Consider the following 26,437-nt stretch of genomic DNA (forward strand, 5'->3'; position numbering starts at 1 on the left):
CGGTGCGCGACGACACCTGGACCCTGCGCTGGGTCGCCGAGCAGGTCCGCGCCCGCCTCGGCGACCTCGTCGCCGACGCGGAGACGGCCGCGCGCATCGACAAGCTGCTCGCCGAGGCCCTGGCCCGGCCGCCGGGGCCGCTGGCGGACCTGGCGATCGCCCGCGCCCTGCGCGGCGACCCCGCGCTGGAACGGTGGGCGATGGAGACGGTACGCGCCGCCGAGAGCCGGCCCCGCGCGGAACCCGGCAGCGCCCCGCCGGTGCGCTACCTGACCACGTCCCTGCCCCGCCAGGCCCGCCCCGGCACCCGGTTCCCGCTGCACGTGACGATCAGCCGCGACGGCGGCCCCGGCAGCGTCCCCACCCGGCCGTTCCCCGTCCCCGAGCGGGGGGTCGACGTGCTGGTCACGGTCGCCTCGCCGACGCTGTCGATCGAGTCGGACGCCGTCCACGTCGTGCGGGTCCACCCCGGCGACGACCCCGACGGCGTCGTGTTCGTGCTCGGCGCCGCCGAGGAGGGCCGGCACGAGGTCACCGTCCGGGCTTTCGTCGACGGCGGCGGCAGCCAGATCGCGGCGATCGTCCGCACGGTCCTGGTCACCGACTCGGCATCGTACGCGCCGCCGCACCGGCTGACCGCCCGCGTCGAGCGCCTCGCCCCCCGGCCCGGCGAGGTGGCCCTCCAGGTCGACCGGCACCGCGACGGCTACGCCTTCCGGCTCGTCGGCCGCGACGGCCCCACGGCGACGGCCGGGTCGGTCCCCCGCGGGCTGCTCGCGGACCTGCTGCGCACCGTCAACGCGGCGGCCCGGGGCACCGGCGGGCAGCCCGCCGCCGTGCGGGGCGAGCTCGCCGGGTACGGCACGCTGCTGTGGCGGGCGCTGCCGCCCGAGATCGGCCGCGAGGTCGAGGCCCGGCTGGCCACCGCCACCGGCCTGACCATCTGCAGCGACGTCAGCGAGCTGCCGTGGGAGCTGCTCCTGCCACCCACCTGGGACGAGTTCCCCGCCGAGCGGCTGGCGGTCATGCGGCAGACCAGCGGCCACTCCCCCGCCCGGTCGCTGGCGCTGAGCGACGCGGTCTTCGTGCACGGCCGCAACCCGCCCACCGGCGCCGTGGCCGAGATCCGGCAGGTCAACGCCGGTCTCGACGTCCCCGGCGCCCTGGTCACCTCGGCGCAGGAGCTGCTGCGCCGCATCGACCGGGGCGACTTCGGTCTGCTGCACCTCGCCTGCCACCAGGACCAGCCCGGCGCGGACTCCGACGGCGGCGTGGCGATGGACGACGGCCGGTTCCGCCCCGTCGCGCTGGCCCGCGCCGCCGCCCGGGGCAGCCTGCGCGCCCGCTGCCCGCTGGTGTTCTTCAACGCCTGCCGCAGCGTCGACGGCGGCTCCTACGACACGCTCATGGGCGGCTGGGCCAACGAGTTCGTCCGCGCCGGCGCGGGCGCGTTCGTCGGCTCCACCTGGGCCGTCCGCACCGAATCGGCGCACCGCTACGCCGACCGGTTCTACGCCGAACTGCGCGGGGGCGCGCCGCTGGCCGCCGCGTCCTTCGCCGCCCGCCGCGAGCTGCTCGCCGACCCCGGCGACCCGACCGGCCTGGCCTACGCCGTCTACGGCGATCCACAGGCCACGATCCTGACAGGAGCGACCGCATGAGCGACGACCGGCCCGTCTTCGTGATCCACGGCATCGCCAACCGGGACCCGCAGGTGGTCGCCGGCCGGGTGGCGGAGCTGAGCGCCGCCGCCCTCGGCCGGTGGACGATGCACTCCGCCTACTGGGGTGACCTCGGCTCGTCCACCCTCGGGGTGGAGCTGGCCATGCCGCCCGGCCCCGGGCAGTCCTGGGACGTCCGCGACGGCGGGCCGCCGCCGGTCGCCGACGACGCCGGCCTGGGGCTCGCCGGCCCGGTCCCGTTGACCACCGCGCAGCGGCTGGAGCTGGTCCGGGCGCGGGCCCGGCAGACGTTGGACCCGCCGCCGGTCGAGTCGCGGGGCGCCCCGCCGGACGTCACCGACGAGGTGCTGGACGCGATCGCGCAGGAGTGGCCGCGGACCCGGTGGCTGCGCCACGCCGACGACCCGACGCTGCTGGCCGAGGTGGGCGCGGCGCTCGCGGCGGCGGCGCTGGACGCCGTGGGCGACGCCGGCCACGAGGTACGCGACCCGGGGGCGGTCCGCCGCGTCATCCGCCGCCGCCTGCCCGAACTGGACCGGGTGGCCGGCGCGGCCGTCGGCGCCGCCGGGGAGCGCTTCTACACCTGGGCCCGCATCGCCCGCGCCCGGTACGTCGCCCTCACCCTCGGCGACGTGCTGGTCTACCAGCGCCACGGCGAGCGGATCCGGGCCCGCATCCGCGAGCAGATCACCGCCGTCGCCGGGGAACGTGCCGGGCGGGAGGAGCCGGTGCACCTGATCGGGCACAGCCTCGGCGCGGTCGTCGCGCTGGACCTGGCCACCGGCGAGGACCCGGTACGCACGGCGGGGCTGGTGACGTTCGGCTGCCAGTGGCCGCTGTTCCACCTGTTCGACCCGCGCGGCGGCCAGCTCGCCCCGTACGACGGCAGCGGGCCGGTGCTGCTGCCGGACTCGGTGGGCCGGTGGGCGAACCTGTGGCATCCGCTGGACCCGCTGGGCTTCGTCGCGAGCCGGTTGTTCCGCTGGGCGGACGGCTCCACGCCCCGGGACGTGCGGGTGGAGCACCTGCTGTCGGACCAGCTCTACACGCACTCGGCGTACTGGACGAACCCGCGCCTGGTGTCGGTGCTGCACGAGACGTTCGCGGAACCGACGGACCGGTGAGTCCCGGCCGGTCGGGCGGGGCGGCACACGCCGCGCGGAGCGTCCTAGGAGGATGGCCTGGGTGGGGTCGGGCAGGATGGGGGCGTGGACATCGAGCCCGTCGACGCCGCCCCCGCCCGGGCGTTCCCCCGGGCGAGCCTGCGGCAACGCTGGACGGACCTGACCTTCGTGCACTGGGCGGTCGCGCCGGAGCTCGTCGCGCCGCTGCTGCCCGCCGGCACCCGCCCCGACACCCTCGACGGGGCCGCCCACGTCGGCCTCGTCGGCTTCCGGATGGTCGGGCTGGGCCTCGGCCGGGGCCCGGGGGTGCCGTACTTCGGCACCTTCTGGGAGACCAACGTCCGGCTCTACTCCGTCGACGACGCCGGGCGGCGGGCCGTGGTGTTCCGGTCGCTCGACGCCTCCCGGCTGGTCCCGGTGCTCGTCGCGCGGGCGAGCCTGCGGCTGCCGTACCTGTGGTCGAGGATGCGGCTGGACCGCGACGGCGACACGGTGACGTACCGCTGCCGGCGGCGCTGGCCCGGCCCGGCCGGCGCGGCGAGCCGCCTGGTGGTCCGGGTCGGCGACCCGATCGCCGACCCGACGCCGCTGGAGCACTTCCTCACCGCCCGCTGGGGGCTGCACACCCGGGCGTACGGGCGCACGCTGCACCTGCCGAACTGGCACCCGCGCTGGCCGCTGCACCGGGCCGAGCTGCTGAGCCTGGACGACGAGCTGGTCGCCGCCGCGGGGCTGCCCGCGCCCGCCGGAGAGCCGGTGAGCGTGCTCTACTCCCCCGGCGTGCCGGTCGTGTTCGGCCTGCCCGCCGTCGCGCGCCGGCCCGGCTGACGGGCCGACGAGGGCCCGCCGCCGGGCCGGCGCGCGAGGAGAGGCGGTGGGGTCAGAACCGGCCCCAGTCGTCGGCGGCGGGCCGCCACACGTCGATGTTGCGCGGGTCCACCGACATGCGGCGGGCCCGGTGGGTCTCGTGCTCCTCGGGCGTGAAGACCCGGTGCCGGTCGCACAGCTCGTAGCGCGGCCCGTGCACCGGGTCGTGCATGTAGAAGGCGATCGACGTCGACGCGGAGTGGTTGACCAGGTCCGAGGCGATGGGCACCTGCTTGTACTGGGCGCGCGCCCGGCCGCGCATCACGTGGTCGAAGCTCTTCATCATGAAGCACAGGTGCGCGACGTAGAACTCCTTGTTGCGCTGGATCGCCAGGCTGTGGTGGTAGCGGTCCTCGCTGCGCAGGAAGGCCGTCACGTCGCCGACGTAGTCGGAGACGAGGAAGCCGAGCACCTCGGTGTAGAAGCGCAGGGTCTCCTCGTACTTCTCGGTGGCGAGGAACGGGTGCACCAGGTCCAGCGGGCGCAGCTCGATCAGCGGCGGCTCGGCGTACTCGGCGAACTCGGTGAACAGCTCGACGATCAGGCCGTTGGGGTCCTTGACGGCGAAGCCGCGCTGGACGAGGCCCTTGACCCGGTCGGCCAGCTCGAACACCTCGTGCCCGGCCGCGGTGACCCGCTCCCGCAGGTCGTCGAGGACCGCGTCGGACTCGACGCTGAAGCCGACCGCGGTGGTCCAGGAGACCTCCCGCTGCGGCGCGGCGACCAGCTCGATGCTGTGGTGCTCGATGTCGGCGCGCAGGAAGGCGTACTCGTCGTCGTGCTGCTCCAGTTGCAGGCCGACGTGGTACTGGAGGAACTCGATGGAGGCGGCCAGGTCCGGCACCTCGATCCGGGCGTACTCCATGCCGTACGGCCCGCGGCGGCGGGCGGCGGCCTCGGTGGTCATCTGCTACCCCTCTCGGTGTGCTGGTGGTCCCCCACGGTGGGGAAGCTGACGATGGCCTGGCGCTCGACGACCGGACGCCAGCGTTCCCGGACGAACCGCTCGTGCGAGTCGCTGTGCAGGTAGTCGAGCAGGTCCTGCTCGGTGGGGAACTCCACGACGAAGCCGTGGCTCATGGTGTCGTCGCGGGTGCTGACGTTGGCCCCGCTGCGCCAGTTGCGCATCGCCGGGTACCGCGACGGGAACGTCTCCAGCTCGGCCAGGACGGACTCGGCCGCGCCGGGCGGCAGGTCGTCGCGGAAGCGGAACACGAGCATGTGGGTGATCATGGCGGCCGGCTCAGAGGATGAAGCTGAGTCGGGCGCCGGGGTCCATGGACTCCATCACCGGCACGGCCCGCCGCACCCGGAACCGCAGCCCGTCGGGCTCGACCTTGAGCACGTGCTCGTAGCGGCCCACGTAGGTGTAGGCGCCGCCGTCGCGGTAGCGGTGGATGACGAAGTTCGCGGTGATCCAGACGGTCTCCGCGCCGGCCTCCAGCAGGATCACGTTGGAGACCATCCGGTGGGTGCGCGAGTGCGGGTTCTCCGCGTGCGCCTTGCGGCTCTTGAGCCGCTTGACCCGGGCCCGGATCAGCTCGTAGTCGTCGGCGACGAAGTATCCGGCGGTGGTGGCGTCCCAGCCGGCCCAGTCGGTCGTCGGCACCTCCAGCCGGCCGTCGGGCTCGAAGAGGGTGAACCACTCGTCGAGGCGCCACTCGTCGAGCAGCTGGGCCTCGCGGTAGAGGAACTCCTCCACCTCGGCGCGGGTGACCTCGCGCGACTCCACTTTCACCACTCCCCCACGGCTGCCGTTGCCCGCCGTCACGGCGCTCACTCCCCCGCCTCGGCGGCGGCCGGGCCGCTCGCCGGGGCACCGGCCGGCGGCGCGCCGGCCACGCTGGTGGACGCGCCGACGACGTGCGCCCACTGCCGCCAGAAGCTGCGCATCGCGCCCTCGTCGATCGAGCGCCCCTGGTTGCCCTGCTTCTCGTTGGCCATGCCCCGCGACATGTCGCTCCAGTCGTGGGCGGGGTCGGCCGCGTCGGCGGTGGCGACGATGCCGCGCTGCACCGCCTCGTACGCCTCGATGTCGTCGGGGGTGGCGAGGCCGCCCGGCCCGACGAAGCTGACCATCGTCTTGATGCGCAGCGCGCGCACCGACTCCGGCTCGCCGACCTCGACGAACTGCCACGCCCGCACGTCGGTGCGGTCGGCGGCGACCGGTTCGAGCTGCCGGATGGTCAGCGCCTCCAGGTCGAACAGCAGCAGGTTGGGGAAGACGAACAGGATGCGGCTGGCGTCGGCGACCTCGGCGGCGAGCTCGGGCCCGAGGCGGGCCTCCAGCTCGCGCCGCTTGACGGCGGTGCGCTCCTTCTCCTCCTCGCCGAAGCGGGGCTCCCAGACCATACCGATGCGGCCGTTGTGTCCGGTGAGGACGAGCAGGCCGTGGCCGCCGCCGAGGTCGTAGGCGTACTGGTCGTCGTCGGTGACGGCGAAGCCGGTCTCGCGCAGGTAGCCGACGAACGTGTTGTGCGTGGGGGCGAAGTGGTAGCCGTCCATGGCGTTCTCGACGGCCAGCTTCCAGTTGCCCTTGACGCTGTAGAGCTGCACCCCGGGCAGGGTGGTCATGCCGCGCTCGCCGATCTTGGCCGTGAGCGACATGTAGTGCGCCGCCGGGCCGAGGTGGGTCAGCAGGTCGGGCACGTCGGGGTCGAACGCGATGAAGACGAAGCCCTCGTGGATCTGGAGGCGGGGCACCTGACGCAGCGCCATCGACGCCCGGAAGGCCGGGTCGTCGGGGTACGCGTCGTCGCCGGGCAGCGCGGCCAGCTCGCCGGAGTTACTGAACGCCCAGGCGTGGTAGAAGCACTGGAAGAACTTGGTGTTGCCCTCGCTGTGCCGGCACAGCACGGTGCCCCGGTGGGTGCAGGAGTTGAAGAACACCCGCACCTCGCCGTCGGCGTCGCGGCAGAAGATCAGCGGACGCCCGCCCAGCGTGCGGGTCTTGAAGTCGCCCGCCTTCGGGATCTCCGTCTCGTGACCGAGGTAGAGCCAGGTGTGCCCCCAGATCCGCGCGATCTCCTCGGCGAACACCCCCGGCTCGCGGTACGCCGAGCGGTGCACGCGGAACCGCAGCGCCTCCCAGTCCTCGTCGATCATCGCGCCGTCACCGGGTGCACCGAGCGGGCGTACCGGCGTCTGCTGCGCCATCACCTCACCGCCTTCTACGTCATGCGAGACAGCGTCTCGCACCACGATGCTGCTATCCGGCCCTGCCACCTGTCAAGAGCAGGACATACTCCAGCACCGGGTTACTCGCTGTTAATACGGGCGCAACACGCAACGGCGGTTTCGTTGGCCACGATGCCGAACGTCGACAGGGCGCGGCCACGCCGCTGCGCCGCGGGTACGGGCCCCTCCGTCGTGGCCCGCACACCCGCGGTCCGCACACCCACCGGACGCCACCGCCACCGCCGCCGCGCGCCGGCGGCACACGCGTCACCAGCCGCGCCACCCATCGCACCGCCAGCCGGTGTCACCCCTCCCGGAGGATCCCATGCTCCAGCCGCACGAAGGCCCGATCGCTGGAACCCACTACCTGCCGAGCACGCCCGAGACCTGCCTGTGGGGCCGGCTGCCCACCCGGCGGCACGAACCCGTGCTGCGGATCCGCTCGGGCGAGACGGTGACGATCGACACGCTCAGCCACGAGGGCATCCTGGAGGACCAGGGCCGCGACCCGGTCGCGTACCTCAAGCAGTTCGACGTGCCCGCCGACGGGGTCCTCGCCGACGCCCGCGACCTGGCCGCCTCGGACGTCGCCCACGACTACGACGCCGACGGGCCGCACGTGGTCACCGGGCCCATCGCGGTCGACGGGGCCGAGCCGGGCGACGTGCTCCGCGTCGAGGTCCTCGACCTGCTCGTCCGGGCCCCGTACGGCTTCGTCAGCAGCCGGCACGGCTACGGCGCGCTGCCCGGCGAGTTCCCGCTCACCCCGGCCGACACCGGCGCGGGCGGCGACGTGCCCCGCGCGTACGGCAGCGTCTGCCACTTCACCGCAGTGGTCAGCAGCGGCGGCCGGCTGTACGGCACGCTGCCGTACGGCGACGGGCGGGCCGCCCGCTTCCCCCTCGCCCCGTTCCTCGGCCTGATGGGCGTGGCGGTGGACACCGACGACCCGGTGCACTCCGTGCCGCCCGGCGCGTTCGGCGGCAACCTCGACATCAACGAGCTCCAGATCGGCTCCGCCCTCTACCTTCCGGTGCAGCTCCCCGGGGCCGGCTTCTACGCCGGCGACCCGCACTACGCCCAGGGCGACGGCGAGGTGGCGCTGACCGCCCTGGAGGCGCCGCTGCGGGCCACCCTGCGGCTGTCGGTCGTCCCGCAGGCGCAGGCGGGGGCCCTGGGCGTCGCCGACGGCCCCTTCGCCGAGACCGCGACCCACTGGCTGCCCGTCGGCCTGCACAGCGACCTCGACGAGGCGATGCGCCGGGCCGTGCGCGCCGCCGTCGCCTTCCTCGCCCGCACCCAGGGCATGCCGCCGCAGACCGCCCTGGCCTACCTGAGCGCCGCCGCCGACTTCGAGGTCAGCCAGGTCGTCGACGGGGTGAAGGGCATCCACTGCCTGATCCGCAAGGCGGACTTCCCGGTCCACGTCTGAGGTGCAAGGAGGGGTCCCCTGTTAACGCATTCCGCATAGCAGGGGACCCCTGTCAACCAGCGACGATGACCTCGGCGCGGCGGGGCGCGGCGGCCATCGCGCCCGGCCGGGTCACGGTCACCGCCGCCACCCGGCTCGCCCAGCGGGCCGCCTCGTCGATCGCCGCGCCGTCGAGCAGCGCGTCGGCCAGCGCCGCGCAGAAGCTGTCGCCCGCGCCGGTCGCGTCCACCGCGTCGACGCGCTCGGCCGGCACCAGCCACTCCCGGTCGGCGCCGACCACCAGCGCGCCGTCCGCGCCGAGGGTCACCACCACCGGCCCTCGCGTGCCCAGGGAGCGGGCCAGCGCGGGCAGCTCCGCCGGGCCGGGTGGGGCCGCCGTGGCCGGGACCCCGGCCAGGGCCGCCAGCTCGCCCCGGTTGGGCACCAGGACGTCGACCCGGGCCAGGGTCGCCGCGTCCACCGGCCGGGCCGGGGCCGGGTTGAGCACCACCAGGCCGCCCGCCGCGGCCACCGCGGCGGCCACCACCTCGGCGGCGACCTCCTGCTGCAACAGCACCGCGCGGGCCGAGGCGATCAGGTCGTACGACGGCGCGAGGTGCTCCGGCGCGAGCCACATGTTGGCCCCGGAGCTGACCGCGATGGTGCTGTCGCCGTCGGCGGTGACCAGCACGATCGCCTGGCCGGTCGGGCGGGGCGCGCGCAGCACCCCGGCCGTGTCCACGCCCTCGGCGGCGAGCAGCCCGGTGAGCCACTCCCCCTCCGGGTCGTCGCCGACCGCGCCGACCATGGCGACGCGGCGGCCCAGCCGGGCGGCGGCGACCGCCTGGTTGGCGCCCTTGCCGCCGCCGGCGCGCCGGTGGTCGGCGACGCCGAGCACGGTCTGGCCGGGCGCGGGCAGCTCGGCCAGGGGCACCACCACGTCGACGTTGAGGCTGCCCACCACCACGATGTCGGTCACGGCGACCTCAGCCCTGCCCGGGACGCCAGGCGTGCGCCAGGAAGTCCGCCCGGGGCGGCGCGAAGACGTCCAGGTTGATGCAGGGGCCCTCGGTCGGCTCGACGTAGTGCTCCGCGCCGCGCGGCACGAGCAGCATCGAGCCCGCCCCCATCGGGTGCGGCACCCCGTCGACGTAGTAGTTGCACCGGCCGCCGAGGATCATCACGAGCTGGTCGAAGTCGTCGTGGTGGTGCGGGTTGAGCGTCATGCCCACGCTCAGTTCGTGCCAGGCCAGCACGACCTCGTCGGTGGCGTACACCTTGCGGCGCACCCCGGGCCGCACGTCGGTGGCCGGGATGTCGTCCCAGTTCACCGCGATGCCGTAGAGCTGCGGGTTGAGCATGTCAGCGCTCCCTTTCCGGGTGGGGGTCAGCCGGCGAGCCGGCGCAGGCCGGCGCCGAGCAGTTGCAGGTCCGAGCCGACCACCAGGTAGCCGGCGTCGGTGAGGCCGTGCCGGGCCAGTGCCTCGGCCGTGCGGTCGGCCACCCAGCCGCCCAGCGCGGCCCCGGTCTCCCGGGCCGCCTCGGCGACGTCGCCGGTGCGCCGCAGCAGCGGCGTCGGGTCGTCGGTGCCGGCGAGGCCGAGGCTGACCGCCAGGTCGGTGGTGCCGACGAACCCGACGTCCGCGTCGGCCAGCAGGTCGGGCAGGGGATCCTCGGTGGTCGCCGTCTCGATCTGGGCGACCAGCAGCGGCGGGTCGGCGGCCTCCGCCGCGAGGTACCGGTCGAGGCCGCCGACGCCGTAGCCGGCCGCCGGGTGGGCGAGACTGATGCTGCGCCGCCCGTGCGGGGCGTACCGGCTGGCCGCGCGCAGCGCCCCGACCTCGGCCCCGCTGCGGACGGTGGAGAGCTGGACCCCGACGGCGCCGGCCTCCAGCAGCCGGTTGACCTGGCCCGGGTCGACCGCCGGCACCCGGACCAGCGCCGGCAGGCCGAGCGCGGCGGCGAACCGGAGCTGGTCGGCGGCGGTGCGCTCGTCCAGCGCGGAGTGCTCCAGGTCGACCACGACGAAGTCGAGCCCCGCCTGGGTGGCCAGGGCCACCACGTCGGGGCCGGGCAGCTTGAGGAACGTGCCGACGAGCCGCCCGCCACCGCGCAGCGCCGCCCGCAGCCGCCTGCGGGAGCGGTGCACGCCGCCGGGCGGCGGGGCGTCGGCGCCGGACGGCGCGGAACCGGTGGCGGGCATCAGCGGCTCAGGCCCCGGCGACGCCGGCCGCCGGCAGGCCGCGCCACGGCACGGTCGGCACCTGCTCGCCGGCGAGCAGCACCAGGCTCGGCTCCAGCCGCGGCGCGACGATCCGGTTGCCGGCGGCGTCGGGCAGCTCGGCCTCCTCGGCGTCGGCGAGGACCGTGACGTGGGCCGGGCCGCCCTCGACGAGGCTGCCGTAGCCCTCGGCGTCGAGGCCGGTGAGGCGGGCCGGGGCGGACGTCACCCGGGGCACGATCTGCTCCATGGTCATGCCCATGGCCCGCAGCTTGGCCATGCTGGTGACCAGGTCGAACACCGGGCCGTGCCAGTTGCGGCCGCTGGTGTCGGAGGTGACCACGTCGGGCAGGAAGCCCTGCTCGATGGCCGGGCGGGCCACGGCGAAGCTGAGGTTGCTCTTGCCGTGGGCCGACTCGAACAGCACGCCGCGCTCGCGGGCGGCGTACACCTCGGGCAGGATCTTGCCGTCGCCGAGGATGCCGTACGGCTTGCCGGTGTAGCAGTGGGCCACGACGTCGCCGGGGCGCAGCAGGTCGAGGATCACCGGCAGCGGCTCCGGGGTCTCCCCGATGTGGATCATCAGCGGGAGCCCGGCCTCGGCCGACAGCGCCAGGGACCGCTTGAGCAGCGTGCGCCACTCCAGCCCCACGACGTCCTCGGAGAGGCGGATCTTGAAGCCGCGTACCCGGTGCGGGTTGGCGGCGGCGACCGCCAGGGCGTCCTCCGGCACCAGCGTGTCCGGGTTGAGCAGCTCGCCGAACCGGAAGTCGATCAGGCCGAGGACCGAGACGTTGAGGAAGTTGACCAGCCGCATCCGGGCCGGGGCGGCGACGTACCGCTCGAACGCCGCGAAGGTGGACGCCCCGACGGTGCCGGCGTCGCAGGCCGCGACGACGCCCCGGCGCAGGTGCGCCTCGTCGGGCGGCGCGCCGACCTTGGAGACGTCGGCGAAGATGTGGGTGTGCGCCTCGACCAGGCCGGGCAGCACGTACTGCCCGGAGCAGTCGACCACCTGCCGGCCCTGCGCAGCGAGGCCGGGGGCGATCCGGGCCACCCGGTCGCCGGTCACCGCGACGTCGGTCACCTGGCTGACGCCGGTGGCGGCGTCGAACACCTCGCCGCCGGCCAGCACCAGGTCGTAGCGCGGGGAACTGTCGTCAGTCATGGCATCAGACTCTCTGTACGAAGCGGCGGCGACGGGCGGGCGTCGCCGGGAAGGGGGTCGGGCTCGGCCGTGGCGGCCGGGGTCTCGGCTGCCTGGGCCGGGGTCTCGGCGCGGAACCGGGTGCGCAGCGGCAGCACCCCGGCGACGGTGACCTCGACCAGGTCGCCGGGGCTCAGGAAACAGCCCCGGTCCTGGCCGGTGCCGGTGGGGGTGCCGGTGAGCACCACGTCGCCGGGCTCCAGCACCACGTACCGGGAGATCCAGGCGAGCAGGTCGGGCACCGGGAAGATGAGGTCGGCGGTGCTGGCCTGCTGGCGCAGCTCCCCGTTGACCGTGGTCCGCACGCCGATGGCGTCGCGGTCGGCGACGGCGTCCAGGCCGAGCACCGAGGCGCCGAGCGCGCCGAAGCCGGGGAAGCTCTTGGCCAGGGTGGGGCTGCCGGAGGCGACCATCACGTCGCGGCAGGTCAGGTCGTTGGCGGCGGTGATCCCCGCGACGTGCGCCCAGGCCCGCTCGGCGGGCGTGTGGTGCATCCGCGCGCCGATGACCAGGGCGACCTCGCCCTCGTAGTCGGACTGCGCGCTGACCGAGGTGGGCAGCGGCACGGTGTCGTCGGGGCCGGAGCCGGCGTTGGGCGACTTGAGGTAGAGCACGGGCTGGGTGGGCAGGGGCCGCCCGGTGGTGCGCGCCTTGCAGTGGTAGTTGAGGCCCACCCCCCACACGGCCGGCGTCCCGCCCAGCGGGGCGACGACGTCGCCGGCGAGGGCGTCCAGCGGCAGCCGGCGGCGCACGGCCGCGGCGCGGGCCGGGGCGAGCCCGGCGCCGGCGCGCAGCAGCGCGGCCACGTCGGCGTACGGCAGGTCGAGCAGCTCGACGTCGCCGTCGCCGGTGAGCCGGCCCAGCCCGTGCCGGGTGGCCACCAGGTGCGTGCCGTCGCCGGCGGTGTGCCGGGCGTCGTCGCGGGGGGCGGTCATGCCGCGTCCGAGGAGTGTCCGGGCACCGTGCCCAGCGCCGGGTTGACCAGCGGGGCGAGGTTGTTGACGGCGGCGGCGGCCTCGCCGAAGCCGACGGAGATCAGCCGCACCTTGCCCTCGTAGTCGGCGATGTCGCCGGCGGCGAAGACGCGCGGCAGGTTGGTGCGCATCGACCGGTCGACGGCGACGTAGCGGCGGTGCATCTCCAGGCCCCAGCGTTCCATGGCGCTGAGGTCGGCGATGAAGCCGAGGGCGGCCACCACCGCCTGCGCGGGCAGCTCCTCGCGGCCCTCGCCGCGCACCTCGGCGATCGTCACGGAGGTGACGTTCTCCTCCCCGGCGATGCCGCACACCTCGTACGGGGTGACCACCCGCACGGTGGAGGACTCCAGTTGGGCGACGCTGTGCTCGTGGGCGCGGAACTGCGGCCGGCGGTGCACGAGGGTGACGCTGCGGGCGTGCGGCTCCAGCGCGAGGGCCCAGTCGACGGCGGAGTCGCCGCCGCCGACCACGACGACCTCCTGGCCGGCGAGCTCGTCGAGGCGGGGCACGAAGTAGCGCAGGCCCCGGCCGAGGTAGTCGCTGCCGACGGGCAGCTCGCGGGGGGTGAAGGTGCCGATGCCGGCGGTCAGCAGGACGGCCTTGGCGCGTACCTGGGTGCCGACCTCGGTGCCGACGACCACGTGGTCCTCGGCGCAGGTCAGGTCGACCGCGCTCTCCCCGAGCAGGAAGGTCGGCTTGGCGGTGGCGGCTTGGGCGAGCAGGGCGTCGACGAGCTCCTGGCCGCGCACGGAGGGCAGGCCGGCTATGTCGTAGATGGCCTTCTCGGGGTAGAGGGCGGCGATCTGGCCGCCGGGCTCCGGCAGCGAGTCGATCACCGCCACGCTCATCCCCCGGAAGCCTGCGTAGTAGGTGGCGTAGAGGCCGGCGGGGCCGGCGCCGACGATCGCGAGGTCGACCTCGTGCAGCTCGCCCATCAGGTGGCGCTCCCCGCGACGGCCGGGTGGTCGCGGCCGACCCGACCGATCTTGCGGGCCCCGCCGGGGCTGCCGATCTCGCCGAAGAACTCGGCGTTGATCGGGCCGAAGTGGGCCCGGTCGGCCGGCAGATCCTCCAGGTGGAAGATCGACGTGACGGGGCAGACCGGCTCGCAGCGCCCGCAGTCGACGCACTCGTCCGGGTTGATGTACATCATCCGGTCGCCCTCGTAGATGCAGTCCACGGGGCACTCCTCGACGCAGGACCGATCCTGCACGTCCACACACTCGTCGGTGACCACGTAGGTCATCGGTCCTCCAGCGGTTGGGTCGGCCGTCCGCATCCGCACCGCTGACCGTCGCGCGGACGTCGGCGGATGCGGGGCGATGTCGTTGATGTCAGGTCACGCTAGAGAAGCCATCCCAAGTATGTCAACATACGAGACGTCATCTTGAATGAAGTCACGGCGGCGGGAGTGCGGGGATGGACGACGAGGTGCCGGCGGCACTGCGGCGGGCGGCCGAACAGGCGATCGACGAGGCGGGCGTCCTCGACGCGCTGGCCGCGCTGGGGGCGGAGCCCAGCCCGTACGGTCGGGAACGGGCCACCGCCCGCCGGCTCGCCGACTGGGCCGCCACGCGGTGGCCGGAGCTGTCCTGGCGGGTCGACCCCCTGGCGGCGACGGCGGCGCTGCCCGACAGCGCCAACCTGGTCGGCTCTTCCGCCCTCGGCACCGCGCCGGAGCTGCTCGTCTACTCACACCTGGACACCTCCCTGACCGGCGGGGCCGACTTCGACGCGCCGATCACCGGCCGGGACGCCCCCGCGCCCGAGCTGCGCAGGCCCGACGGGGCGGACGCCGAGCCGGTGGTCAGCGGCTTCGGCCTCGGGGTGGCCCGCGCGGCGACCGCGGCCGCCCTGGTCGGCTTCGCCGCGGCGGCCGGCGCGTGCCGGGCCGCCGGCCGGCCGCACCGGCTGACCCTGCTGCTCGCCGCCGCCGGCACCCACCGCACCGACCCCGACGCCGGCCCCACCCCCGGCGGGGTGGCCCACCACCTCGACCGGCACCCGCTGCCGGCCGCCGCCGTCGTGGCCAAGAGCGGCCCGCCGGGCGTGCTCACCGCCGAGCCGGGGGCCATGTTCCTGCGGGTACGGCTGACCAGCCGGTTCCATCCGGCGCTGTTCCGCGACGCCGCCGTCCCGCCGGGGGGCCTGCTGGCGCACCTCGGCCGGGTGGTCGCGGCGCTGGAGGCGTTCCGCGCCGCGCACCTGGCCAGTCGCGCCGGGCGCGGCGGCCAGGTCGGGGCGGAGGTGGGCGTCGGCGCGGTGCGGGCCGGCCAGCCGGGCAAGCCCGACCTGCTGCCCGGGCGGCTGGACTTCCACCTCTACCTGGTGACGGTGCCCGGCGACGAGCCGGCGGAGATCGCCGACGCCCTGGCCGCGACGCTGACCGAGAAGCTGCGCGGCACCCCGCTGGGCGACTGCGGGGTGAGCGTGACCGGCTGGCCCGTCCACCCGGCCGCGGCCACCGACCCCGACGCCCCGGTCTGCCACTGGGCCGACGCCGCCTGGCGGGCCGCCCACGGCCGCGCGCCCCAGCCCATCCGGGGCTGGACCGGGTCGACCGACGGGGTGGTGCTGCGCGGGCGGGGGGTGCCGACCGTCCGGCTGGGCCCGCCGCCGCTGCCGGCGGACCCGGACGACCCCCGGCGGGACCGCTTCGCGGTGGCCGAGCTGGTGCGTTTCGCCCGGATTTATGCCGACATCGCGCTACGAAGCCGGCAGATATCGACAGCCTGATGTGCCATATGCCATGATACTGTCTCACTTCACGCAACGAGGGATCCAGATGGCGGACGACAGCCCCTCGCCGGGGAAGAACGCGGACCAGAGCGCCCCGGCGATCCAGACCGTGCAGCGCGCGGCGGTCATCCTCAACGCGTTCACCGCGGCGCGCCCACGACTCAGCCTCAACGAACTGACCGCCAGCCTCGGCACCAGCAAGGCGACGGCCCACCGCTACACCAAGGCGCTGCGGGAGAGCAACCTGCTGCGCTACGACGAGCGGGAGGGACTCTACTCGCTCGGCCCGCAGATCCTGACCCTCTCCGCCGCCGCGCGCGCCGCGATGCCGGTGATCAGCATCGCCGGCCCGCACATGCAGCAGCTCGTCCGCGAGATCGACGAAACCGTGGTGCTCAGCGTCTGGGACGGCGACACGGCCGTGGTCGTCCGCGCCGACGACAACACCGACCGGGTCATCCGCGTCAGCGTCCGCACCGGCTCCCGACTCTCGCGCACCGAGTCCGCCCAGGGCCGGGTCTTCTGCGCCTTCCTGCCCGAGGACGACGTGGTCGGGCTGGCCGACGAGCTGGCCGCCTCCGCCGAGCTGCGCCGGGAGGTCGACAAGATCCGCCGCACCGGCATCTCGGCGAACACGCCGTCGGCCAACGGCGTGCGCAGCATCGCCGCGCCGATCTTCCGCGGCAGCACGCTGATCGCCGCGATGGCCATCGTCGGCACCACCACCTCCGTGCCGGAGGGCACCGACACCCCGCTCGCCATCGCCCTGCAACAGGTCGCCGCCCTGGTCACCGCCGAGCTGGGCAGCACCGCCGGCACCGGCAACGGCCACCACCCCACGCCGGACAACGGCAACGGCACCCGTCCCCCGGCGGCGCGCGGGGGCGCGGGCCGCCGCTGACCGGTGCGGGCCGGACGCGGGCCGGGTCAGCCGACCGCCGCGCCGAGCCCCTCGGACAGCTCGCGCGCGATGCGCAGCAGGGCGTCCGCCGCCGCGGCCTCCGCCGCGCCGGAGAGCACCGCGTCGGTGCCGAGCACACCCAACGCGGCCACCACCGCGGTACGCTCGAACACCGGCGCGGCCAGCACCCGCACCCCGAAGTCCTCCGGCGAGTTGACCGCGAACCCGTCGCGGCGCACCTGCTCGACCACCGCCCGCAGCCCGGCCGACAGGCGCAGCTGGCGGGCCACCACCGGGGCCTCGGCGGGCGGCAGGAACGCGCAGAACACCCGGCCCTGCGCCGAGCGCACCAGATCCAGCGGCGATCCCGTACGCACGCTCAGCCGCACGTCGCCGCTGACGTTGTCCATGCACCGGACCACGATCGGGCTCTCGCCGTTCCACACGCTGAGCACCGAGGTCTGGTTGGTCAGCCGGGTCAGCCGGTCCAGGTGGGGTTCGGCGGCGGTGACGATGGGCAGCGCCGCGCGCGCGGCGGCCTCCATCGCCAGGATCTGCGGCCCCAGCGTGTACGTGGCGGTGGCCGTGTCGAAGCGCAGCAGGTTGGCCGCGCGCAGCGCACGGGCGTACCGGTGCGCGGTGGCCCGGCTGATCGCGAGGTCGGCGGTCAGCTCCGCCAGGGTGAGCCGGGGCCGCTCGGCGGAGAACGCCTTCAGGATGGTGGCGGCCCGCTGCACGGTCTGGATCGCCGGCGCGTCGCCGCTGTGTTCCTCGACCCCGACCCCGACCGCCATCGTGTCACCTCGCGCATCCCCGTCGCCTCCGCAGGATGCGCACTCTACCCAGCGCGACGGCCGGGACGCGACAACGGCGGAGGGGACGGCGTGGCCGCCGTCCCCTCCCGCGCGGCCGGACGGCCGCGCCAGGTCACTGCTCGACGGCGAGCTGGCGGTGCACCTCGCCGCTGTCCCAGTAGTCGACCCGGTGCGCGACCAGGCCGTCGGCGTCGACCCGGAACCGGAACATCCCGCGCACGCGCACGGGGGCCCGGCCCGCGGAGACCAGCCGGAAGGACATCCGGTACGCCAGCGCGGCCCGGCCCCCCTCGACGACCAGCTCCTCCACCTCGTAGCGGAGGTCGGCGAACTCGGCCAGGAAGCCGTCGAGCCGGTCCCGGTAGCCGGCCCGGCCGACCACCCCCCGCCCGAGCCCGGCGGTGTGCTCGTTGACGAAGCCCACGCTGACGCAGGCGGCGACGGCATCGGCGTCGTGGGCGTTCAACGCGGCCAGGTAGCGCAGCACCGCCTCCCGGGTCCGCGCCGCGGTCAGTTCCCCCACAGCCGCCGTACGGTGTCGAACACCTGCTGGTCGTGGGAGATCTCGATGACGTTGCCGTCGGGATCCTTCAGCGCGCAGATGTAGCCGACCGGCGGCGGCATCTGACGCGGCTCCCAGTGCAGGCAGCCCAGGTCGCGGGCCCGCGCGGCGATCTCGTCGACGTCCGAGCGCTGCGGCACCTCGATGCCGATGTGCGCGAACGGGTGGAGCAGGCCGAGCTGGCCGCCCTTGTCCTTGTTGAACGAGACGAGCACCAGCACGAACGGCGTCTCGACCTGCTTGTCGTTGGAGAGCCACACGCTCTCCCCGTCGGCGTCGGCGAACCGCTCCACCACCACGAGCGGGGTGAGGGTCGTGTAGAACTCGATCGCCTTGTCGAGGTCGCCGGTGGGCAGTGCCACGTGCGTCCATCGGGCTTGGGTCAGGCCGGTCCCCATGAGTACCTCCACCGTGCCGGAATGTCCAGAACTACGCTTTCACCAGCCTATTCGTCCCCCGGCCGCGGCGGCGATGTGCCGGGGACACAAACCCGGTCGGGCCGATTCGACCCGGCGGGACAGTGCCGGGGGCCGGGCCGGCGTGCCAGCGTGGTCACACACACCAGCAGGAGGACGGTCAGATCATGCGCTACCGCAGGCTCGGCGGCACGGGCGTCGAGGTCAGCACGCTCTGCCTCGGCACGATGATGTTCGGCGCGTGGGGCAACACCGACGAGAAGGAGTGCCATCGGATCGTCGCCGAGGCGCTCGACGCCGGGATCAACCTGGTCGACACCGCCGACGTGTACGCGCACGGCGAGTCCGAGGAGATCGTCGGCCGGGCGCTGCGCGGGCGGCGCGACGACGTGGTGCTGGCCACCAAGTTCCACGAGCCGATGGGCGCCGACCGCAACCGGCGGGGCAACTCCCGGCGGTGGATCACGCAGGCGGTCGAGGACAGCCTGCGCCGGCTGGGCACCGACTGGATCGACGTCTACCAGGTGCACCGCCCCGACCCGCGCACCGACGTCGACGAGACCCTCGGCGCCCTGTCCGACCTGGTCCGGCAGGGCAAGGTACGCCTCGTCGGCACCTCCGCGTTCCCCGCCGAGCAGATCGTCGAGGCGCAGTGGGTCGCGCAGCAGCGCCAGCGGGAGCGCTTCACCACCGAGCAGCTCGCGTACTCGATCCTGGCCCGGGGCGCCGAGGCCGGCGTGCTGCCGACCTGCGAGCGGCACCGGCTCGGGGTGATGGTCTTCAGCCCGCTCAACGGCGGCTGGCTGACGGGCAAGTACCGCGCGGGCAGCGTGCCGGCGGACTCCCGCGCCGGGCGCAACGGCGACCACTTCGACTTCCGCGACGCCGCCGCCCGCGACCGCAAGCTCGACCTGGTCGGCGAGCTGGACGCGCTGGCCCGGGAGAGCGGCCTGACGCTGATCGAACTGGCGCTGGGCTTCGTGCTCAGCCACCCGGCCGTGACCAGCGCCGTCATCGGCCCCCGCACCCTGGAGCAGCTGCGCAGCCAGCTCGGCGCGGGTCAGCTCGACGGGCTGCCGGCCGACGTGCTGGACCGCATCGACGCGCTGGTGCCGCCCGGCCACAACGTCAACCCGGCCGACGCCGGCTACCAGCCGCCGGCGCTGACCGACCCGGCCCTGCGGCGGCGCTGACGCCACGGGTGACAGAGCGGCACCGACCGGCCACGGGAAGACAGCGGTCAATTCGTCAAGTAGGGTGACGAACGGCATCGGCCCCGGCACGGACGGGACGTTCGGATGACCCCTGCCCCCACTCCCCCGCGTCGCGCGCCGGGTTCCCTCGACGAGATCGAGGCGCTGACCGCCGTGCGTCCCAGCGCGCGGCAGGTGGCGTGGCAGTCGATGGAGCTCTACGCCTTCGTCCACTTCGGCATGAACACGATGACCGACCGCGAGTGGGGCCTCGGCGACGAGGACCCGGCCCTGTTCGATCCGGCCGAGCTCGACGTCGACCAGTGGATGACGGCGTTCGCGGCGGCGGAGATGACCGGCGTGATCCTCACCGCCAAGCACCACGACGGCTTCTGCCTGTGGCCCTCGCGGGTCACGACGCGCTCCGTCGCCGCCTCGCCGTGGCGCGACGGGCGGGGCGACCTCGTGCGGCTCGTGGCGGATGCGGCGCGGCGGCACGGTCTGCGGTTCGGCGTCTACCTCTCGCCCTGGGACCGCGGCGAGGCCACGTACGGCTCGGGGAGGGCGTACGACGATTTCTTCGTCGCCCAGTTGGAGGAGTTGCTGTCGGGCTACGGCGAGGTCTTCTCCGTGTGGTTCGACGGCGCCAACGGAAACGGCCCCGACGGCCCGCACCAGGACTACGACTGGGAGCGGTACTACGCCGTCGTCCGGCGGCGGCAACCCGGGGCGGTGATCTCGGTCTGCGGGCCGGACGTGCGGTGGTGCGGCAACGAGGCCGGGCACACCCGGGCGGACGAGTGGAGCGTCGTGCCCGCCGGGCTGCGCGATGCCGAGCGCATCGCCGAGGGCTCCCAGCACGTCGACGACGGCGTCTTCTCCCGCCTCGTGCGCAGCGACGGGGAGGACCTGGGCAGCCGGGCGGCTCTCGCGGGCCGCCTCGACGATCTCGTGTGGTATCCGGCCGAGGTCAACACGTCCATCAGGCCGGGGTGGTTCCACCACCGGCGCGAGGACGACGCGGTCCGCTGCGCCGACGAGCTGTTCGCGCTGTGGCGCGCGGCCGTCGGCGGCAACGCCTGCCTGCTGCTCAACGTGCCGCCCGACTCCCGTGGCCTCGTGGCCGACCCCGACGTGGCGGCCCTGACGGGTCTGGGCGAGCGCATCCGTGCGTTCCGGGGCGCGGTGCTGGCGGCCGACGTCGCGCTGTCCTCCGGGGCGGTGCGTCCGGCCGCCGGCGGGCCGGCGGGCGACCCGGCCGCGCTCGCGCGACTGGCGGCGGGCGCGGCGGCGGGCTGCGTGTGGCGACCGGCGGCGTCCGACGGGCTGCCGGCCGTCTCGGTCGTCCTGCCCGCCCCCACCGAGGTCGCCGCCGTGGTCGTCGGCGAGGACATCACGTACGGGCAGCGGCTGGAACGGATCGTCGTGACCGCCGTGGCCGACGGGCGCGAGGAGGTGCTGGCCGAGGCGGGTGCGGTCGGCTACCGGCGCATCCTGCGCTTCGCCCCGCGCGTCGTGAGCGAGGTGCGGGTGCGGATCGAGGCGTCCCGGGGCCTGCCGGCGATCCGCACGGTCGCGGTGGTCGCGGCGGGCGGCGGGTGGCTGCCACGAGACCGAGGAGTCGCCGGATGAGCTGGTCGCACGTCGACGACGCCTGGCCCACGAGGGGCCTGAGCTACGGGGCCGACTACAACCCCGAGCAGTGGGACAGGGCGACCTGGGCCGAGGACGTGCGGCTGATGACGCGGGCCGGCGTCAACCTCGTCTCGCTCGGCATCTTCTCGTGGGGGCTGGTCGAGGTCGCGGACGGGGAGTTCGACTGGGGCTGGCTGGACGAGGTCGTCGACCTCCTGGCCGAGGGCGGCATCGCCATCGACCTCGCCACGCCGACCGCCGCGCCCCCGGGCTGGTTGCTGGCGGCGCACCCCGAGATCCGCCCCGTCGACCACGACATGCGGCCGCACTGGCCCGGCGCCCGCCTCGGTTGGTGCCCGAGCAGCCCGGTGTTCCGGGAGTACGCGCTGCGCGTCGTCCGCGCCCTCGCCGACCGCTACGGGCACCGGGACCACGTCGTGATGTGGCACGTCAGCAACGAGCTGGGCGGCGGCAACGGCCGCTGCTACTGCGACGTGTCGGCGGAGGCGTTCCGCGGCTGGCTCCGGCGCAGGTACGGCACGCTCGACGCGCTGAACGACGCGTGGGGCGCCGCCTTCTGGGGCCACACGTACCGCGACTTCGCCCATGTCGTGCCGCCGCGCGGCAACAACGCGAAGAACCCCTCGCTCGTGCTCGACTTCGACCGCTTCTCCTCCGACGAGTTGCTCGCGCACTATCTCGCCGAGCGCGCGGTGCTCAAGGCCGTCACCCCGCAGCTTCCCGTCACCACGAACTTCATGGTGGGCGCCGAGCCCGACGTCGTGGACTACCCGCGCTGGGCGGCGCACATGGACATCGTCGCCAACGACCACTACACCCGCTCCGCCGACCCGGTCCCCGAGCAGGACGTCGCCTTCTCCGGCGACCGGATGCGGGCGATGACGACGCAGCGCCGGCCGTGGCTGCTCATGGAGCACTCGACCAGCGCGGTGAGCTGGCAGCCGCGCAACCGGGCCAAGGCGCGGGGGGAGCTGATCCGCAACAGCCTGAGCCACGTGGGCCACGGCGCCGACGGGGTGATGTTCTTCCAGTGGCGCGCCTCGCGGGCCGGCGCGGAGCAGTTCCACTCGGCGATGGTCCCGCATGCCGGCGAGGACACCGAACTCTACCGCGACGTGTGCCGGCTGGGCGCGTACCTGCGCAGTCTCGCCCCGGTCCTGGGCTCGCGCGCTCCCCGGGCCCGGGTCGGCATCCTCTTCGACGACGAGGCGGGCTGGGCGATGGCGAAGGGGGTCAAGCCGAACAACCACCTCGACTACGGCCGCCTCGTCCGCGACTGGCACCACGCGTTCTGGCGGCTGAACGCGAGCATCGAGGTGCTCCCGCCGTGGGCCGACCTCGCCGGGCACGAGGTGCTGGTGGTGCCGGCGCTGTTCCTGACCGGCGACGACACGGCGGCGCGGGTGGCCGCCTTCGCCGGGGCGGGCGGCACGGTCGTGGTGAGCTTCCTGTCGGGGATCGTGGACGAGAACGACCAGGTGCGGCTGGGCGGCTACCCGGGCGCGTTCCGTGACCTCCTCGGTGTCCGGTGTGAGGAGTTCCGTCCGTTGCAGGAGGGCGAGACGTTCACCCTCGACAACGGCTGGCGCGGCACGGAGTGGACGGAGCTCCTCCGGGTCGGCGAGGCGGAGGTGCTGGCCGGATACTCCGGGGGGCAGCTCGACGGCCGTCCCGCGGTCACGTCGCGTCCGCTGCCGGGCGGGGGCCGCGCGGTGTACGTCTCCGCCGGCCTCGACGGCGACTCGCTGCTCGCCCTCGCGCGTTCGTTGGTGGCCGCCCCCACCGGCGTGCCGGCCGGGGTGGAGGTGCTGGTGCGGCGCAACGACGACGAGGTCTTCACCTTCTTCGTCAACCACGCCGACACGGATGCCGTCGTCGCGGTCACGGGCCGGGAGATGCTCACCGACCGACCCGTCGGCGGAGAGTTGCACCTGCCGGCCGGCGAGGTGCGGGTGGTCAGATCGGCCCGCCTGGGCTGACGACCGGGAACGGAACGTGACCCCATTGGCGGCAGACGATCGACAACAGCTCCTTTGCTTGCCCGTGTGAGCGGTCACATGTTAACTTTCCCGAGGAGCTACCGGGCTGCTCCAACCAGCTTATCGGGATCCCCGTCGGCCTCGGAGCGATGCGCATTACCGCATCGAGCCGCGGCCATTGGGGAATTCCGTGCAGCGCTGAAGACAGGTCGCATTACCGCCCCGTAATCGCAGGTGACCGCCACCAAGATGTCACCAGTGCACACCTCATGCCTGCCGAATGGCCTATCAATTGGCAGGCGGCACGACGACGTCCACCGTCCCGAAGATGGAGAGTCAATGCGCGCACGTACGAGATGGTTCGCCGCCCTTGGCGTCGCACTCCTGGGAGCAGTCGGATTGACCGTGGTCGACACGGTTGCCGCCCCGCAACCAGCTCAGGCATTGGAGAACGGGGTGGGCCGCACCCCGCCGATGGGCTGGAACAGCTGGAACACGTTCTACTGCAACATCAACGAGGCGCTGATCCGGCAGATGGCCGACGCCATCGTCAGCACCGGGATGCGGGACGCCGGCTACCAGTACGTCGTCGTGGACGACTGCTGGATGAACCCCAACCGCGACTCGGCCGGCAACCTCCAGGGCGACCCGACGCGGTTCCCCAGCGGCATGAAGGCCCTGGGTGACTACATCCACAGCAAGGGCCTCAAGTTCGGCATCTACCAGGCCCCGCTGGACAAGACCTGCGCCCAGTACTTCAACTCCTACCCCGGGGCCACCGGCGCGATGGGCCACGAAGCCCAGGACGCCCGCCAGTTCGCCGCCTGGGGCGTCGACTATCTCAAGTACGACTGGTGCTCCCCCACCGGCACCATCAACGAGCAGGTCAACCGGTTCGCCATCATGCGCGACGCGCTCGCCGCCACCGGTCGCCCGATCCTCTACAGCATCAACTCCAACAGCATCCACGAGAAGACCGGCCCCATGCGCAACTGGGGTGACGTCGCCAACATCTGGCGCACCACCGAGGACATCACCAACGCCTGGGACACCGGCCAGACCAACGGCTACCCGATGGGCATCCAGAACATCATCAACGTCACCGTGCCACTGGCCGGTTACGCGCGTCCGGGCGCGTTCAACGACCCCGACATGATGGAGGTCGGCCGGGGCGGCATGACCGACACCGAGATGCGCAGCCACTTCGCGATGTGGGCGATGATGGCCTCGCCGCTGATCGCCGGCAACGACATCCGCAACATGAACAGCGCCACGCAGACCATCCTCAAGAACGCCAACCTCATCGCGATCAACCAGGACACCCTCGGCCTCCAGGCCACCCAGGTCTCCAACGACGGCACCCGCCGGGTGCTCGCCAAGCGGCTCGCCAACGGCGACGTGGCCGTCGCCCTGTTCAACCAGGGCGGCTCCACCACCACCATCTCCACCACCGCCGCCGCGATCGGCAAGTCCGGCTCCTCGTTCACCCTGCGCGACGCCTGGACGAACGGCACCTCCACCACCACGGGCGCCATCTCCGCCAGCGTCCCGGCCCACGGCACGGTCGTCTATCGGGTCAGCGGCGGCGGCACCACCACCCCGCCGCCCACCACCACGTTCCGGCTGCGCAGCGAGTCCAGCGGCCGGTGCCTGGACGTCGACAACGGCAACACGGCCAACGGCACGGGCACGCTGATCTGGGACTGCCACAGCAACGCCAACCAGCAGTTCACCCAGTCCGGCCAGGCCCTTCAGGTCCTCGGCAAGTGCCTGGAGCTGCCCACGAACGCCGTCGCCGGCACCCGCGCCCAGATCTGGGACTGCACCGGCGGCACCAACCAGCAGTGGACCTTCAACGGCAACGGCACCATCAGCAACGTGCGGTTCCCGTCGCTCTGCCTGGACGTCAACAACTCCGGCACGGCCAACGGCACCACCGTGCTCGCCTGGACCTGCCACACCGCCGCCAACCAGCGGTGGAGCCGGGCCTGACCTGACACACCACGCTCGACCGGGCGCCCCGGCCGCCGCCGTCAGCAGACGGCCCGGCAGCCGGGGCGCCCGCCTTCCCGTACGGGAATCCGGCACACTGGGCCGCATGACCGGATCGCAGGCGCCGGTGGTGGAGATGCTGTGGGAGGCGCGCGATCCGCACCGCGTGCTCGACGGAAGGTTCGGCTTCGGCGACGCGCAGTCGGCGGGCCGCTGGGTCGCCGACGTCCTGGACGAGCACTGGGGCGTACACGTCGACTCGTGCGAGCGGATCGTGCTGAGCGACGGCAACGCGCTGGCGTGGGTCGACACGCCGTCCGGTCGGCGGCTCGCGAAGTGGTCGGTGCTGCCCGGCCGTTTCCCGCGCCTGGCCGAGGTGGCCCGACTCACGAGTTGGCTCGACGGCCGGGGCCTGCCGGTCTCGGCGCCGGTTCCCACCCGGGACGGCCGGCTCCAGGTCGAGGCCGACGGTGTCTCGCTGGGCCTGCAACGGGTGATCGAGGGCGATCTTCTCGACACCACCGACCCCGGTCAGGTGCGGGCGGCCGGAGCCGTCCTGGCCCGGCTCCAGGACGCGCTCGCCGCATACCCGCACGCCGAGCGGTTCACCACGCCCGCCGTGGCATCCCCACCGTTGACACAGCAGATCACCGCATGGCTCGACACCCGCGCCGCGCCGCTGCCCGCGGCGGCCCGCGACGCGCTGCACGGACTGGTCGCCGGCGTGCCACCCGACCGGCTGCCGCGGCAACTCGTCCACTTAGACTTCCGCTCCGCCAACGTCCTGTGCGCCGACGGCAAGGTCGCGGCGGTCCTCGACTTCGAGGAAGCCCGGCACGACCACCGGCTCGTCGACCTGGCCCGCGCGACGGTCCTGCTCGGCACCCGCTACCACGACTGGGGGCCGGTGCCGCCTGAGGTCCAGGCCCGGTTCCTCGCCGGCTACCAGTCCGTGCGCCCGCTGACCCCGGCGGAGTCGGGCTGGTGGGACGTCCTGCTGCTCTGGCAGGCCCTCGCGATGGTGCCGCCCGGCGAGGACCCGACCGGGTGGGGACCGTCCGCGCTGAGCCTGCTGCCGCACCCCTGAGCACGGTCCGCTCTCGGCGAGCCGGGCCGGATCGGGTGTGGCGCACGATCAGTCGGCCGTGGGGACAAGATCGCGCTCGTTCGGGGGAAGAGGGGTGTCGCACCGCGGCGGAGGCCACTCGTTCCGCGATCGAGCACGATCTTCGACGCGGTCACGAATCAACGCTCGGCAGGGGCCGGACGCCGCATGGCAGGGGCTACAGGATCGCCGTCGGAGCAGGCCACACCGGCCCCCGCGACCCTACCGAAGGGTAGCCGCACCAGCGCTATCAGCTACCTCCCAGGCTGGGTTGGTACGTTCCCCGGCGCAGCGGCTTCCACCATGGACGCCGCTGAATCCGTTGTGGCACAAGGGTTTCCGGTGCAGGTTCCACCGAATCCGGGTGGCGCGCATGGTGACTGTCAAGGGAGACGCTCGGAGTGTTCAAGAAG

The 26,437-nt window shown here is 74.1% G+C and carries 25 protein-coding genes; 11 read left to right on the forward strand and 14 right to left on the reverse strand.

The window, feature by feature from the left end; all coding sequences use genetic code 11:
• Window positions 1-2 precede the first annotated feature (2 nt).
• The 3 genes from HDA31_RS16760 (at window position 3) to HDA31_RS16770 (ending at window position 3,634) form a co-directional block, all read left to right on the forward strand.
• The gene (locus HDA31_RS16760; protein WP_178064479.1) at window positions 3-1,661 is read left to right on the forward strand and encodes a CHAT domain-containing protein; all 1,659 of its coding nucleotides are present in this window, start codon (window positions 3-5) and stop codon (window positions 1,659-1,661) included.
• Window positions 1,658-2,806, forward strand: coding sequence for an RBBP9/YdeN family alpha/beta hydrolase (locus HDA31_RS16765; RefSeq protein ID WP_178064478.1), 1,149 nt, complete (start codon window positions 1,658-1,660; stop codon window positions 2,804-2,806). Before HDA31_RS16760 ends, HDA31_RS16765 begins: the two co-directional genes overlap by 4 nt.
• An 84-nt stretch (window positions 2,807-2,890) precedes the next feature.
• Complete coding sequence (locus HDA31_RS16770; protein WP_178064477.1) at window positions 2,891-3,634, forward strand: YqjF family protein; 744 nt, start codon at window positions 2,891-2,893, stop codon at window positions 3,632-3,634.
• A gap of 52 nt (window positions 3,635-3,686) precedes the next feature.
• On the opposite strand, the gene HDA31_RS16775 is transcribed toward HDA31_RS16770, so the two are convergent.
• From HDA31_RS16775 to HDA31_RS16790, 4 genes are read right to left on the reverse strand one after another with little or no spacing between them, the layout of a single operon-like run.
• Window positions 3,687-4,580, reverse strand: a complete 894-nt coding sequence (locus tag HDA31_RS16775; RefSeq protein ID WP_178064476.1) for a VOC family protein — start codon at window positions 4,578-4,580, stop codon at window positions 3,687-3,689.
• Window positions 4,577-4,894: a Dabb family protein gene (locus tag HDA31_RS16780; RefSeq protein ID WP_178064475.1), complete on the reverse strand. Its 318-nt coding sequence runs from the start codon at window positions 4,892-4,894 to the stop codon at window positions 4,577-4,579. Before HDA31_RS16780 ends, HDA31_RS16775 begins: the two co-directional genes overlap by 4 nt.
• A 22-nt stretch (window positions 4,895-4,916) precedes the next feature.
• On the reverse strand, window positions 4,917-5,453 hold the full coding sequence (locus tag HDA31_RS16785; RefSeq protein WP_219825044.1) for an aromatic-ring-hydroxylating dioxygenase subunit beta: 537 nt from the start codon (window positions 5,451-5,453) through the stop codon (window positions 4,917-4,919).
• Window positions 5,450-6,829 (reverse strand): aromatic ring-hydroxylating oxygenase subunit alpha, encoded by a 1,380-nt coding sequence (locus HDA31_RS16790; protein ID WP_178064474.1) that lies wholly within the window; start codon window positions 6,827-6,829, stop codon window positions 5,450-5,452. The genes HDA31_RS16785 and HDA31_RS16790 overlap by 4 nt, the downstream gene beginning before the upstream one ends.
• A 346-nt stretch (window positions 6,830-7,175) precedes the next feature.
• Here HDA31_RS16790 and HDA31_RS16795 point away from each other — a divergent pair, with 346 nt between their 5' ends.
• Window positions 7,176-8,282 (forward strand): acetamidase/formamidase family protein, encoded by a 1,107-nt coding sequence (locus HDA31_RS16795; RefSeq protein ID WP_178064473.1) that lies wholly within the window; start codon window positions 7,176-7,178, stop codon window positions 8,280-8,282.
• A 52-nt stretch (window positions 8,283-8,334) separates the two neighbouring features.
• On the opposite strand, the gene HDA31_RS16800 is transcribed toward HDA31_RS16795, so the two are convergent.
• The 7 genes from HDA31_RS16800 to fdxA are packed head-to-tail and all read right to left on the reverse strand — an operon-like array spanning window position 8,335 to window position 13,912.
• Window positions 8,335-9,240, reverse strand: a complete 906-nt coding sequence (locus tag HDA31_RS16800) for a ribokinase (RefSeq protein WP_178064472.1) — start codon at window positions 9,238-9,240, stop codon at window positions 8,335-8,337.
• 7 nt (window positions 9,241-9,247) lie between these two features.
• Window positions 9,248-9,622 (reverse strand): cupin domain-containing protein, encoded by a 375-nt coding sequence (locus HDA31_RS16805; RefSeq protein ID WP_074477804.1) that lies wholly within the window; start codon window positions 9,620-9,622, stop codon window positions 9,248-9,250.
• Between the two features lie 26 nt (window positions 9,623-9,648).
• Entirely contained in the window at window positions 9,649-10,464 is an 816-nt protein-coding gene (locus HDA31_RS16810) for an HpcH/HpaI aldolase family protein (protein ID WP_178064471.1), read from the reverse strand.
• A 7-nt stretch (window positions 10,465-10,471) separates the two neighbouring features.
• Window positions 10,472-11,650: an amidohydrolase/deacetylase family metallohydrolase gene (locus HDA31_RS16815; protein ID WP_178064470.1), complete on the reverse strand. Its 1,179-nt coding sequence runs from the start codon at window positions 11,648-11,650 to the stop codon at window positions 10,472-10,474.
• Window positions 11,647-12,624 carry a fumarylacetoacetate hydrolase family protein gene (locus HDA31_RS16820; RefSeq protein WP_178064469.1) on the reverse strand — a complete coding sequence of 326 codons (978 nt, stop codon included), beginning with the start codon at window positions 12,622-12,624 and terminating at the stop codon, window positions 11,647-11,649. The genes HDA31_RS16815 and HDA31_RS16820 overlap by 4 nt, the downstream gene beginning before the upstream one ends.
• A complete protein-coding gene (locus tag HDA31_RS16825) occupies window positions 12,621-13,592 on the reverse strand; it encodes an NAD(P)/FAD-dependent oxidoreductase (RefSeq protein WP_219825103.1) in 972 nt (323 codons plus the stop codon). The genes HDA31_RS16820 and HDA31_RS16825 overlap by 4 nt, the downstream gene beginning before the upstream one ends.
• Before the next feature lie 8 nt (window positions 13,593-13,600).
• Window positions 13,601-13,912, reverse strand: coding sequence for a ferredoxin (gene fdxA / locus HDA31_RS16830; protein WP_077937509.1), 312 nt, complete (start codon window positions 13,910-13,912; stop codon window positions 13,601-13,603).
• A 173-nt stretch (window positions 13,913-14,085) separates the two neighbouring features.
• On the opposite strand from fdxA, the gene HDA31_RS16835 reads away from it, so the two are divergent.
• Both HDA31_RS16835 and HDA31_RS16840 read left to right on the forward strand, forming a co-directional pair.
• Window positions 14,086-15,402, forward strand: a complete 1,317-nt coding sequence (locus tag HDA31_RS16835) for a zinc-binding metallopeptidase family protein (RefSeq protein WP_178064467.1) — start codon at window positions 14,086-14,088, stop codon at window positions 15,400-15,402.
• Between the two features lie 49 nt (window positions 15,403-15,451).
• Entirely contained in the window at window positions 15,452-16,306 is an 855-nt protein-coding gene (locus tag HDA31_RS16840) for an IclR family transcriptional regulator (protein ID WP_178064466.1), read from the forward strand.
• 26 nt (window positions 16,307-16,332) lie between these two features.
• Here HDA31_RS16840 and HDA31_RS16845 read toward each other — a convergent pair whose 3' ends face one another.
• The 3 genes from HDA31_RS16845 to HDA31_RS16855 form a co-directional block, all read right to left on the reverse strand.
• On the reverse strand, window positions 16,333-17,100 hold the full coding sequence (locus HDA31_RS16845; protein ID WP_074477788.1) for an IclR family transcriptional regulator: 768 nt from the start codon (window positions 17,098-17,100) through the stop codon (window positions 16,333-16,335).
• A gap of 133 nt (window positions 17,101-17,233) precedes the next feature.
• Window positions 17,234-17,644 (reverse strand): ester cyclase, encoded by a 411-nt coding sequence (locus HDA31_RS16850; protein ID WP_246384584.1) that lies wholly within the window; start codon window positions 17,642-17,644, stop codon window positions 17,234-17,236.
• Window positions 17,632-18,045 carry a VOC family protein gene (locus HDA31_RS16855; RefSeq protein ID WP_246384583.1) on the reverse strand — a complete coding sequence of 138 codons (414 nt, stop codon included), beginning with the start codon at window positions 18,043-18,045 and terminating at the stop codon, window positions 17,632-17,634. The genes HDA31_RS16850 and HDA31_RS16855 overlap by 13 nt, the downstream gene beginning before the upstream one ends.
• Before the next feature lie 221 nt (window positions 18,046-18,266).
• On the opposite strand from HDA31_RS16855, the gene HDA31_RS16860 reads away from it, so the two are divergent.
• The 5 genes from HDA31_RS16860 (at window position 18,267) to HDA31_RS16880 (ending at window position 26,006) form a co-directional block, all read left to right on the forward strand.
• On the forward strand, window positions 18,267-19,292 hold the full coding sequence (locus tag HDA31_RS16860; protein ID WP_178064464.1) for an aldo/keto reductase: 1,026 nt from the start codon (window positions 18,267-18,269) through the stop codon (window positions 19,290-19,292).
• Between the two features lie 105 nt (window positions 19,293-19,397).
• Window positions 19,398-20,924, forward strand: a complete 1,527-nt coding sequence (locus HDA31_RS16865) for an alpha-L-fucosidase (protein WP_178064463.1) — start codon at window positions 19,398-19,400, stop codon at window positions 20,922-20,924.
• Window positions 20,921-22,927 (forward strand): beta-galactosidase, encoded by a 2,007-nt coding sequence (locus HDA31_RS16870; RefSeq protein ID WP_178064462.1) that lies wholly within the window; start codon window positions 20,921-20,923, stop codon window positions 22,925-22,927. The genes HDA31_RS16865 and HDA31_RS16870 overlap by 4 nt, the downstream gene beginning before the upstream one ends.
• Before the next feature lie 339 nt (window positions 22,928-23,266).
• Window positions 23,267-24,919, forward strand: a complete 1,653-nt coding sequence (locus HDA31_RS16875; RefSeq protein WP_074477779.1) for a glycoside hydrolase family 27 protein — start codon at window positions 23,267-23,269, stop codon at window positions 24,917-24,919.
• Between the two features lie 106 nt (window positions 24,920-25,025).
• Window positions 25,026-26,006 (forward strand): phosphotransferase, encoded by a 981-nt coding sequence (locus HDA31_RS16880; RefSeq protein ID WP_178064461.1) that lies wholly within the window; start codon window positions 25,026-25,028, stop codon window positions 26,004-26,006.
• Window positions 26,007-26,437 lie beyond the last annotated feature (431 nt).

It is taken from the genome of Micromonospora carbonacea, assembly GCF_014205165.1.
Lineage (GTDB): Bacteria > Actinomycetota > Actinomycetes > Mycobacteriales > Micromonosporaceae > Micromonospora > Micromonospora carbonacea.